At 70.3% G+C, this 11,405-nt stretch carries 9 protein-coding genes; all 9 read right to left on the bottom strand.

Annotated elements, in window-relative coordinates; all coding sequences use genetic code 11:
- Nucleotides 1-331 precede the first annotated feature (331 nt).
- On the bottom strand, nt 332-2,017 hold the full coding sequence (locus ABZW30_RS31135; RefSeq protein WP_355674558.1) for a ribonuclease J: 1,686 nt from the start codon (nt 2,015-2,017) through the stop codon (nt 332-334).
- Between the two features lie 170 nt (nt 2,018-2,187).
- Nucleotides 2,188-3,087 carry a 4-hydroxy-tetrahydrodipicolinate synthase gene (gene dapA / locus ABZW30_RS31140; RefSeq protein WP_355674559.1) on the bottom strand — a complete coding sequence of 300 codons (900 nt, stop codon included), beginning with the start codon at nt 3,085-3,087 and terminating at the stop codon, nt 2,188-2,190.
- A 215-nt stretch (nt 3,088-3,302) separates the two neighbouring features.
- Nucleotides 3,303-4,034 carry an FAD-dependent thymidylate synthase gene (gene thyX / locus ABZW30_RS31145; protein WP_355674560.1) on the bottom strand — a complete coding sequence of 244 codons (732 nt, stop codon included), beginning with the start codon at nt 4,032-4,034 and terminating at the stop codon, nt 3,303-3,305.
- Nucleotides 4,031-4,489, bottom strand: a complete 459-nt coding sequence (locus ABZW30_RS31150; RefSeq protein WP_355674561.1) for a tetratricopeptide repeat protein — start codon at nt 4,487-4,489, stop codon at nt 4,031-4,033. The genes thyX and ABZW30_RS31150 overlap by 4 nt, the downstream gene beginning before the upstream one ends.
- A gap of 7 nt (nt 4,490-4,496) precedes the next feature.
- Nucleotides 4,497-5,243 carry a 4-hydroxy-tetrahydrodipicolinate reductase gene (gene dapB / locus ABZW30_RS31155; protein WP_355674562.1) on the bottom strand — a complete coding sequence of 249 codons (747 nt, stop codon included), beginning with the start codon at nt 5,241-5,243 and terminating at the stop codon, nt 4,497-4,499.
- A gap of 40 nt (nt 5,244-5,283) precedes the next feature.
- On the bottom strand, nt 5,284-6,636 hold the full coding sequence (locus tag ABZW30_RS31160) for a pitrilysin family protein (protein ID WP_355674563.1): 1,353 nt from the start codon (nt 6,634-6,636) through the stop codon (nt 5,284-5,286).
- 119 nt (nt 6,637-6,755) lie between these two features.
- A complete protein-coding gene (locus ABZW30_RS31165; protein ID WP_355674564.1) occupies nt 6,756-8,963 on the bottom strand; it encodes a polyribonucleotide nucleotidyltransferase in 2,208 nt (735 codons plus the stop codon).
- 468 nt (nt 8,964-9,431) lie between these two features.
- Complete coding sequence (gene rpsO, locus ABZW30_RS31170; protein WP_030062424.1) at nt 9,432-9,722, bottom strand: 30S ribosomal protein S15; 291 nt, start codon at nt 9,720-9,722, stop codon at nt 9,432-9,434.
- Between the two features lie 210 nt (nt 9,723-9,932).
- Nucleotides 9,933-11,393, bottom strand: a complete 1,461-nt coding sequence (gene eccD / locus ABZW30_RS31175; RefSeq protein ID WP_355674565.1) for a type VII secretion integral membrane protein EccD — start codon at nt 11,391-11,393, stop codon at nt 9,933-9,935.
- Nucleotides 11,394-11,405: the final 12 nt, after the last annotated feature.

Below are 11,405 nucleotides of genomic sequence, written 5' to 3' on the forward strand. Positions count from 1 at the left end.
TGGCGTTGACTTTTGGCACGCTGTTGAGTTCTCAAGGAACGGACACTTCCTTCGGACCGCCTTCCAGCGGGCCCTCCGGGCGCTTCGTTCTTTCGCGTTTCCAGCTTATCAGACGTTTTCCGCTCCGTTTTTTCGGAGTTTCATTTATCCGATTTGGCTTTCGCCTTTCGGCGCTCCCGAACTCTATCAGAGTTTCTCGGTCCGTTTTCCCGGTCGTTCTCGAATTCAGATTCGAGGACTTCCTTGGGGCTCGTCCCGTGGGGCAACCCGGAGAACATTACGCACCGGGCCGCCCCACGTCAAACCAACCTCAGCAGGGGCCGGAGAAGGCTCAGACCTCGACCACGACCGGCAGGATCATCGGCCGGCGGCGGTAGTTGTCCGCGACCCACTTGCCGATGGTCCGGCGGACCAGCTGCTGCACCTGGCGGGGCTCCAGCACCCCGTCGCTGGCCGAGCGATCCAGGGCCTCCTGGAGCTTGGAGGCCACGGGGACGAAGGCGCTGTCCTCGATGCCGGAGCCGCGGGCCTGGATGGTCGGTCCACCGACGATCTTGCCGTTGGTCGAGTCGACCGCGACGAAGACCGAGATGAAGCCCTCCTCGCCGAGGATCTTGCGGTCCTTGAGCGAGGCCTCGGAGATGTCGCCGACCGAGGCGCCGTCCACGTAGACGTAGCCGGCCTGCACCTTGCCGACGATCCGGGCGACGCCGCCCTCCAGGTCCACGCAGACGCCGTCCTCGGCGATGACCACGCGGTTGCGCGGCACACCGGTGGCGACGCCCAGCTCGGCGGCGGCCCGCAGGTGGCGCCACTCGCCGTGGACCGGCATCAGGTTGCGCGGCTTGCAGATGTTGAAGAAGTAGAGCAACTCGCCGGCCGAGGCGTGGCCGGAGACGTGCACCTTGGCGTTGCCCTTGTGCACGACCTTGGCGCCCCAGCGGGTCAGGCCGTTGATCACGCGGTAGACGGCGTTCTCGTTGCCCGGGATGAGCGAGGACGCCAGGACGACGGTGTCGCCCTCGACGATGCGGATCTGGTGGTCGCGGTTGGCCATCCGGGACAGCGCCGCCATCGGCTCGCCCTGCGAACCGGTGCAGATCAGCACGACCTCCTTGTCCGGCAGGTCGTCGAGCTGCCGGACGTCGACGACCATGTTGCCGGGGACCTTCAGGTACCCGAGGTCGCGGGCGATGCCCATGTTGCGGACCATCGAGCGGCCGACGAAGGCGACCTTGCGCTTGTACTCGTGCGCGGCGTCGAGCACCTGCTGGATGCGGTGCACGTGGCTGGCGAAGGAGGCGACGATGATGCGCTTCTCGGCGTTCGCGAAAACGTTTCGCAGCGCGGCCGAGATGTCCCGCTCGTGCGGGATGAAGCCGGGGACCTCGGCATTGGTGGAGTCCACCAGCAGCAGGTCCATGCCCTCCTCCGCCAGCTTGGCGAAGGTCGGCAGGTCGGTCAGTCGACCGTCCAGCGGCAGCTGGTCCATCTTGAAGTCGCCGGTGGCCACGACCATGCCGGCGGGGGTGCGGACCGCCACCGCGAGGGCGTCCGGGATGGAGTGGTTGACCGCGATGAACTCGCAGTCGAAGGGGCCGATGCGCTCGCGCTCGCCCTCCTTGACCTCCAACACGTACGGCCGGATGCGGTGCTCGGCGAGCTTGGCCTCGATCAGGGCCAGGGTCAGCTTCGAACCGATCAGCGGGATGTCCGGGTTCTCCCGCAGGAGGAAGGGGACGGCGCCGATGTGATCCTCGTGCCCGTGGGTGAGGACGATGCCGTCGACCTTGTCGAGGCGGTCCCGGATGTAGCTGAAGTCCGGGAGGATCAGGTCCACGCCGGGCTGCTCGTCCTCGGGGAAGAGGACGCCGCAGTCGACGATCAGGATGCGGTCCCCGTACTCGAGGACCGTCATGTTGCGGCCGATCTCGCCGAGGCCGCCGAGCGGAGTGATGCGGAGGGCGCCCTCCTTCAGTGCCGGGGGCGCGCCGAGCTCGGGGTGCGGGTGGCTCAAAAGACTCTCCTCACGACGCACGCCATATGTCCGGGGTCCTCCCCCTGGAGACATATGGCGTGCGTACTCAGTGTCGTTTTCCTACTGGGTCTGTGCTCTCGCGCCTTCGGTCCGGTCCAGCGGCGGACCCGTGAGGGCCCGGCGAGCCGGGGCGCGCACGTCTGTGTCTGCTACAGGTGTACCCCGCCGGCGGCGAGATCCTGCTTCAATCGGTCGATCTCCTCGGGCGTCGCGCCGACCAGCGGCAGCCGCAGCGGGCCGGCCGGCAGGCCCTGGAGTTCCAGCGCGGCCTTGGAGAGGATCACGCCCTGGGTGCGGAACATACCCGTGAACACGGGCAGCAGGCTCTGGTGGACCGCGGTGGCCTTGGCCACATCGCCCGCCAGGTAGGCCTCGATCATCGCCTTCAGCTCACCGGCGACCACGTGCCCGACCACGCTGACCACGCCGACGGCTCCGACCGACAGCAGCGGCAGGTTGAGGATGTCGTCGCCGGAGTACCAGGCGAGGTCGGAGCGGGCGATCGCCCAGGCCGCGGCGCCGAGGTCGCCCTTGGCGTCCTTGTTGGCGACGATCCGCGGGTGCTCCCCGAGCCGGACCAGCGTCTCGTGGCTCAGCGCGACCCCGCTGCGGCCCGGGATGTCGTACGCCATGACCGGCAGGCCGGTGGCGTCGGCGACCTGCGTGAAGTGCCGGTACAGGCCCTCCTGCGGGGGCTTGTTGTAGTACGGCGTGACCACCAGCAGGCCGTGCGCCCCGGCGGCCTCCGCCTGGCGGGCCAGCTCGACGCTGTGGTGGGTGTCGTTGGTGCCGACGCCGGCCACCACGTGGGCCCGGTCCCCGACCGCCTCCACCACAGCGCGGACGAGCTGGGCCTTCTCGGCGTCGCTGGTGGTCGGGGACTCACCGGTGGTGCCGTTGACGACGAGGCCGTCGTTCCCGGAGTCGACGAGGTGCGTGGCGAGGCGCTGGGCGCCGTCGATGTCGAGTCCGCCGTCGGCGGTGAACGGGGTGACCATCGCGGTCAGCACCCGGCCGAACGGCGTCTGGGGGGTGGAGGTCGGAGCCATGCGTCCAAAGCTACTCGTAGGCGGTGGGGCGGTACCCATGCCGGTCCATGGTTCGGACAGGTGTAGCAGATCAAGGGTAAAGAGATGGGATTCCGGTGCTGCCCGCTCGGGGGTTCGGGTAGCACCGGAATCCGTGGTCACGAATGTATGGAGCGGCTAGAAAAGCCGCAATCCAGACATGCCCGACACTCTGCCCATATGCCTGTCGTCCCAGGTCAGGGGGCGACTCGGCCGTGCTTCTCGAAAGCCGCATGGGTGAGCGGCATGAGCCGGGCCCACTGCTCCTCCATCTGCTCGGCGACCATCTCGATCTCGCGCTGCGGGAAGGACGGAACCGCCGAGTTCTCCCGCCGGGTGCGCAGCGAGAGGAAGTGCATCAGCGAGCGAGCGTTGCAGGTCGCGTACATCGAGGAGAACAGGCCGACCGGCAGCACCGCACGGGCCACCTCGCGGGCCACGCCGGCCGCCAGCATCTCCTGGTAGCGGGCGTACGACTCGCGGTACGCGGCCTCCATCGCCTCGGCGGTGGTCTTGTGCTGCTCCGGGGTGCCCTCGGTGAACTCGTACTTGCCCGGGCGGCCCTCCTGGACCAGCTTGCGGTCCTCGCCGGGGACGTAGAAGACCGGCTGCAGCTCGCGGTAGCGACCGGACTCCTCGTTGTACGACCAGCCGCTGCGGTGCCGGTGGAACTCGCGGAACACGAAGATCGGCGCACTGATGAAGAAGGTCATCGAGTTGTGCTCGAACGGCGTGCCGTGCCGGTCCCGCATCAGGAAGTTGATCAGGCCCTTGGACTTCTCCGGGTCCTGCTGGAGCGCCTCCAGGGACTGCTCCCCCGCGGTCGAGACCCGGGCCGCCCAGATGACGTCCGAGTCGGCGGCGGCGCTGCGGACCAGCTCCACCGTCACGTCGCTGCGGAAGCTGGGGGCCGTCGGTTCGTCGCTCACGCGTTACTCCTTGCGGGTTCGGTGCTGTGCAGCTTGATGGCGTGCTGCATGGTCTTACGGGCGCGCGGGGTGTCGCCGGCGTCGGCGTAGGCCACGGCGAGGCGGAACCAGACCCGCCAGTCGCCCGGCGAGGCCTCCGCCTCGGCCTGGCGGCGGGCGAACACCGCGTCGGCCGAGGCCCGGTCGATCCGCCCGCCGGTGGTGCGCTTCAGCTCGTCCACCGGCAGGCCGCCCTCGGCCTCCAGCTCGCGGGCGAGCTGCTCGCTGGACCGGCCGAAGCGGACGGTCTGGCGCAGGAACCAGACGCCGATCACCGGGATGACGAAGGCGCAGACGCCGATGCCGATGCCGAGCGGCTTGCCGGTGGCGACCAGCTGGACGCCTTCGCCCACGCAGAGCAGGGCGACCACCAGCAGCACGCCGGACAGGACGAAGAAACCGGTACGAGAGGTCATCGCGGGCTCACAGGTCCAGGAAGTGTTCGAGGCCGAAGGTCAGCCCCGGCGTCTCGACGACCTTGCGCGCGCCCAGCAGGATGCCCGGCATGAAGCTGCTGTGGTGCAGCGAGTCGTGCCGGATGGTGAGCGTCTCGCCGGTGTCGCCGAACATCACCTGCTGGTGGGCGAGCAGGCCGCGCAGCCGTACCGCGTGCACCGGCACCCCGTCCACGTCGGCGCCGCGGGCGCCGGGCAGGCTGTGGGTGGTCGGGTCCTGCTGCGGGGGGCGGCCGGCCTCGGCGCGGGCTGCGGCGATCAGCTGGGCGGTGCGGGTGGCGGTGCCGCTGGGGGCGTCGGCCTTGCGGTCGTGGTGCAGCTCGACCACCTCGACCGACTCGAAGTACCGGGCGGCGATCTGCGAGAACTTCATCCCGAGGATCGCGCCGATGGAGAAGTTCGGCGCGATCAGCAGGCCGAGCTCCGGGGCCTGGTCCAGCCAGCCGCGGACGGTGGCGAGCCGCTCGTCCGTCCAGCCGGTGGTGCCGGTGACCACGTGGATGCCGTGGTGCAGGCAGTAGTCCAGGTTGCCCATCACCGAGTCCGGGTGGGTCAGCTCGACGGCGACCTGGGCCCCGGCCCCGGTCAGCTCCTCCAGCTTGGAATCGCGGCCGAGGGTGGCCACCAGCTCCAGGTCCGGCGCGGCCTCGACGGCCTTGACCGCCTCGGAGCCGATCCGGCCCTTGGCGCCGATCACGGCGACACGCAGCGTCATAGCGAAAGTCCTCTCACCGGCAAACTCAGGCCGGGCAATCTCAGACCAGCAGATCGGCGAGCTTGGCGGCCCGCTTGTCGTTGACCGGGCCGATCAGCGCCAGCGACGGCCGGTACGCGCCCAGCACATCACGGGCGACCGTGTGGACGTCGTCCAGGGTCACGGCCGCGATCCGCTCCAGCATGTCGTCCACCGACAGGTGGTGCCCGTAGCTGAGCTCGGCCTTGCCGATCCGGTTCATCAGCGAGCCGGTGTCCTCCATGCCGAGCACGGTGGAGCCGGAGATCTGGCCGATCGCACGGTGCAGCTCCTCCTCGGTGATGCCCTCGGCGACCACCTTGGCCAGCTCGGCGCGGCAGATCCTGAGCACCTCCTCGACCCGCTTGGGCTGGCAGCCGGCGTAGATGCCGAACAGGCCGCTGTCCGCGTACGAGGACGAGTACGAGTAGACCGAGTACGCCAGGCCGCGCTTCTCCCGGATCTCCTGGAACAGCCGGGAGCTCATCCCGCCGCCCAGGGCCGCGTTGAGCACGCCCATCGCCCAGCGGCGCTCGTCGTGCCGGGGCACCCCGGGCACGCCCAGCACCAGGTGGGCCTGCTCGGTGGAGCGGTTGAGCACCTCGACCTTGCCGGCCGTGCGCAGCGCCTTGACGCCGCGGCGGGCCTCGGCGGGGGCGGCCGCCGAGCGGGCCAGCACCGGGGCGAAGGCCTGCTCGACCTGCTTGACCACCTTGCGGTGGTCCAGGTTGCCGGCCGCGGCGACGACCAGGTGCTCCGGGCGGTAGCGGCGGTGGTAGAAGCCGGCGATCTGGTCCCGGGTGAGCGCCTTGATGGTCTCCTGGGTGCCGAGGATCGGGCGGCCGAGCGGGCCGCTGCCGTAGATCACCTTGGCGAACAGGTCGTGGACCACGTCGCCCGGGTCGTCCTCGGCCATCGCCATCTCTTCCAGGATGACGCCGCGCTCGGCCTCCACGTCCTCGGTGCGGATCAGCGAGCCGGTGAGCATGTCGCAGACCACGTCGATGGCCAGCGGCAGGTCGGTGTCCAGGACCCGGGCGTAGTAGCAGGTGTTCTCCTTCGCGGTGAAGGCGTTCATCTCGCCGCCGACCGCGTCCAGGGCGGCCGAGATGTCCAGCGCGCTGCGCCGCTCGGTGCCCTTGAAGAGCAGGTGCTCCAGGTAGTGGGTCGCGCCGTTGAGCTGCGGGGTCTCGTCCCGCGAGCCGACGCCGACCCAGATGCCGAAGGTCGCGGAGCGCACCGTCGGCAGGGTCTCGGTGACGACCCGCAGGCCGCCGGGCAGGACGGTTCGGCGCACCGTGCCGACGCCGTCGACGCCCTTGAGCAGGGTCCGGGTGGTGCCGGGTCGCTGCTTTACCGCCGGGGCCTGGGCCACGGTGGGTACCTCCAGACAAAACGTACGTGGAATAGGCACGTACGGACGAACGCGTGGACAACAGGGTGCGGCCCGCACGCCGGGAGGCGTACGGGCCGCAAGGGTCAGCTAGCGGCGCTTCACTCGGAAGCGGCCTCGCCGCCTTCCTCGCCCTCGACGACCGGGATCAGGGAGAGCTTGCCGCGCGGGTCGATCTCGGCGATCTCGACCTGCACCTTGGCGCCGACGCCGAGGACGTCCTCGACGTTCTCCACGCGCTTGCCGCCGGCCAGCTTGCGGATCTGCGAGATGTGCAGCAGGCCGTCCTTGCCCGGCATGAGCGAGACGAACGCGCCGAACGTCGTGGTCTTGACCACGGTGCCCAGGTAGCGCTCGCCGACCTCCGGCATGGTCGGGTTGGCGATCTGGTTGATCGTGGTGCGGGCGGCCTCGGCGGCCGGGCCGCCGGCGGCACCGATGTAGATGGTGCCGTCGTCCTCGATCGTGATCTCGGCGCCGGTGTCCTCCTGGATCTGGTTGATCATCTTGCCCTTGGGGCCGATGACCTCGCCGATCTTGTCCACCGGGATCTTGATGGTGATGATGCGCGGCGCGTTCGGGGACATCTCGTCCGGGGAGTCGATGGCCTCGTTCATCACGTCGAGGATGTGCAGGCGGGCGTCGCGGGCCTGCTTCAGCGCGGCGGCCAGCACCGAGGCCGGGATGCCGTTGAGCTTGGTGTCCAGCTGCAGCGCGGTGATGAAGTTGCGGGTACCGGCGACCTTGAAGTCCATGTCGCCGTACGCGTCCTCGGCACCCAGGATGTCGGTCAGCGCGACGTAGTGGGTCTCACCGTCGATCTCCTGCGAGATCAGGCCCATGGCGATGCCGGCGACGGCGGCCTTCAGCGGCACACCGGCGTTCAGCAGCGACATGGTCGAGGCGCAGACCGAGCCCATCGAGGTGGAGCCGTTGGAGCCGAGCGCCTCGGAGACCTGGCGGATGGCGTACGGGAACTCCTCGCGGGTCGGCAGGACCGGGAGGATGGCACGCTCGGCCAGGGCGCCGTGGCCGATCTCGCGGCGCTTGGGCGAGCCCACGCGGCCGGTCTCGCCGACCGAGTACGGCGGGAAGTTGTAGTTGTGCATGTAGCGGCGACGCGTCTCCGGGGAGAGCGTGTCCAGCTGCTGCTCCATGCGCAGCATGTTCAGCGTGGTGACACCCAGGATCTGGGTCTCGCCGCGCTCGAACAGGGCCGAGCCGTGGACGCGCGGGATGGCCTCGACCTCGGCGGCCAGGGTGCGGATGTCGGTGACGCCGCGGCCGTCGATGCGGACCTTGTCCTTGATGACGCGCTCGCGGACGATCTTCTTGGTCAGCGCGTTGTAGGCGGCGCTGATCTCCTTCTCGCGACCCTCGAACTCGGGGAGCAGCTTCTCGGCCGCGACCGCCTTGACACGGTCCAGCTCGTTGTTGCGCTCCTGCTTGCCCGGGATGGTGAGGGCCTGGGCCAGCTCGTCCTTGACGGCGGCGGACAGCGCGGCGAGGACGTCGTCCTGGTAGTCCAGGAAGACCGGGAACTCGGCGGTCGGCTTGGCGGCCTGGGCGGCCAGCTGCGACTGCGCGGCGCACAGCACCTTGATGAACGGCTTGGCGGCATCGAGACCGGCGGCCACGACCTCCTCGGTCGGCGCCTCGGCGCCGCCCTCGACCAGCTTGATGGTCTTGTCGGTGGCCTCGGCCTCGACCATCATGATCGCGACGTCGCCGTCCGGCAGGACGCGACCGGCGACGACCATGTCGAAGACGGCCGACTCCAGCTCGGAGTGGGTCGGGAAGGCCACCCACTGGCCCTTGATCAGCGCGACGCGCACGCCACCGATCGGGCCGGAGAACGGCAGGCCCGCCAGCTGGGTGGAGGCGGAGGCGGCGTTGATGGCGACCACGTCGTACAGGTGGTCGGGGTTGAGCGCCATCACGGTGCAGACGACCTGGACCTCGTTGCGCAGGCCCTTGACGAAGGACGGGCGCAGCGGGCGGTCGATCAGGCGGCAGGTGAGGATCGCGTCCTCGGAGGGCCGGCCCTCGCGACGGAAGAACGAGCCGGGGATGCGGCCCGCGGCGTACATCCGCTCCTCGACGTCCACCGTCAGCGGGAAGAAGTCGAAGTGCTCCTTCGGCTGCTTGGAGGCGCTGGTGGCCGACAGCACCATGGTGTCGTCGTCCAGGTAGGCCACGGCGGAGCCGGCGGCCTGACGGGCCAGACGGCCGGTCTCGAAGCGGATGGTACGGGTGCCGAAGGAACCGTTGTCGATCACGGCCTCGGCGTAGAACACGTTCTCTTCCACCTGGAAGATCTCCTCTTTCGTACGTCTCCGGGAGAGCGTCCCCGCGCACTGCCTCGGGTTGGCCCCTGGGCCCTCCTGCCAGGGAGGGCGGCAGTCGGGCCGGTCTTCGATCGAAGCCTCCGGGGTGCCCCGCTCGGCTGCGGGGGTTCCGGGGGCCACTACCGAGGACCGGCGCCTCACGGCTGCCGGGCCGGGACGGGCGGTCCGCGTCTGGACGCTCTCTCGGATGCGGGCGGCTTCCGTTTGAAGCCTTCGTCCCGCGGGGGTTCGGGTCTCTCTGCCCGGGTGGCGCGCTGGTGCGCCATCACCCGGCATGCCCACAACCCTACGGTGCAATCCTCGGCCACCTGGGGAGGTGCGCGCGAGTTGTTATGTCCGGGCGCCGCGGGCAGCGAATTGTCGCTGGCCGCCGCGGCATACGCGCGAGGGGCGGCTCCCCGGTGTGGGGAGCCGCCCCGAGCGGCGTTCTCAGCGGGCGCCGCCGGCGGCACCGCGGCGGATGCCCAGGCGGTCGACGAGCGTACGGAAGCGCTCGATGTCCTTCTTGGCCAGGTACTGGAGCAGGCGGCGACGCTGGCCGACCAGGATCAGCAGGCCACGACGCGAGTGGTGGTCGTGCTTGTGGGTCTTGAGGTGCTCGGTCAGGTCCGAGATGCGACGGGACAGCATGGCCACCTGGACCTCGGGGGAGCCGGTGTCGCCCTCCTTGGTGCCGAACTCGGCCATGATCTGCTTCTTGACGTCAGAGGCGAGAGCCACTGCAACTCCTTCAAGGTCTTACCGAGCGGTCCTGGTCGACAACACAGGACCCTGTGAGAACTCGGTGTCGTGACGGAGCGCGGCCGACGGTCTGCGCCCTACCCGGGGGGAGGGCACACGGCTGCGCTCGGAGGGCAAGCGTACCAGTGCCTCCCACCCGGCCGGTCGGCGGGCCTGATGGGAGGCACTGTCGGGCGGTACGGGCCCGGCTCAGCCGGTGGCGCCGCGGACCAGCCGGTAGATGTTCAGGACGGCGAGCGCCAGCGGGACCAGGGACATCAGGGTGAGGCTGTCGATCAGGTCCAGGATGCGCCCCCAGAACGGGGAGACGCCGAGCCGGGGCACCACCAGGGCGATCGCGGTGAGCAGTGCCGCGCCGAAGGCGATCGAGGCACCCAGCCAGATGGTGCGCAGGTCGAGCTCGGTGGTGGAGCCGGCCGCGCGCAGGAAGAACTGCGGGGTGTGCAGGGACAGTCCGACGATCAGCAGGCACAGGCCCAGCAGGCCGGCGACGGTGAGGCTGAGGACCTGCGCGGTGTAGCGGAACAGCCGGGCGCGCAGCATGGTGGCGATGCCCAGGGCGAGCGCGAGCAGCTCGGGGAAGCTCCGGTCGGTGAAGGCCAGGACGGCGCAGGCGCCGACCACGACCGCGGCGCAGCCGCCGACCAGGCCGACCAGCACCTCGTGGCCGCGGCGGGCCTGGTGGGCGATCTTCTCGTACTGGACCGCCTCGGCGCGCTCGGCGTCCTCGTCGTAGTCCCGACTGCGGGTTCGGGTCTGACCGGGGGCACTGAAGCCGACCGGCAGCCGGGCGAAGCGGGCGGAGAGGCTGGGCAGGAAGCCGACCACGGCGACGGCCGCGACACCGGTGACGGCGGCGATGTTCCCGGCCGCGGTGTCCGGCATCAGCACAGCGGTGAAGGTGGCGAGCGAGCCGGCGACGGCGACGAAGGCGGCGGCGACGAAGGCGGCGTCCTTCTCCGGCAGCAGTCCGGCCAGCAGCACGGAGACCACCAGCACGGCGACGCAGCCGGTCAGGAACTGGAGCCGGCCGGGGCCGTCCCACTTGTGGGCGACGGCGAGGATGCCACTGCCGCCGATCATGGCGTGCGGCAGGGCGCCGAGGCCGAGTGCGAGGGCGCAGTGGGCGTCCTGGTAGACCCGGGCGCGCACCCCGGCGAGCGCGGTGAGCACGACGGCGGTGACGCCGGCCAGGATGCCGGGCAGGCCGTGCATGTCGTGGCGGACGTCGGAGAACCAGAGCGCGAAGCCGAGCAGGGTGAGCAGCACGCCGGCGCCGATCAGGCCGAAGCCGCGCATGAGGTCGACGGTCCAGAACCGGCGGTCGGCCTCGACGGCGCTGGCGATGGCGTCCGCGACGTCGTCGTAGACGGCCGGCGGGAGGGACTCGGCGAAGGGGCGCAGCGCGAGCAGGTCGCCGTCGCGGACCTGCTGGGCGCCCAGCGGCAGGCTGCTGTCGAGCACGGTGCCGTCGCGACGGACCAGGTGGAAGCCGGTGGGGGCGCCCTCGGGCTGGCTCTGCTTGGCCAGCCGCAGCACCTCGGGGTAGACGTCCGCGAGCGGGACGTCCTCGGGCAGGGCGACGTCGATCCTGCGGTCCGGGGCGACGACGGTCACCCGGCAGTAACCGGTGGCGGCCGCGGAACTCATCGCCGCACCTCG

The sequence above is a fragment of the Kitasatospora sp. NPDC004669 genome, assembly GCF_040609455.1.
Taxonomy (GTDB): Bacteria; Actinomycetota; Actinomycetes; order Streptomycetales; family Streptomycetaceae; genus Kitasatospora.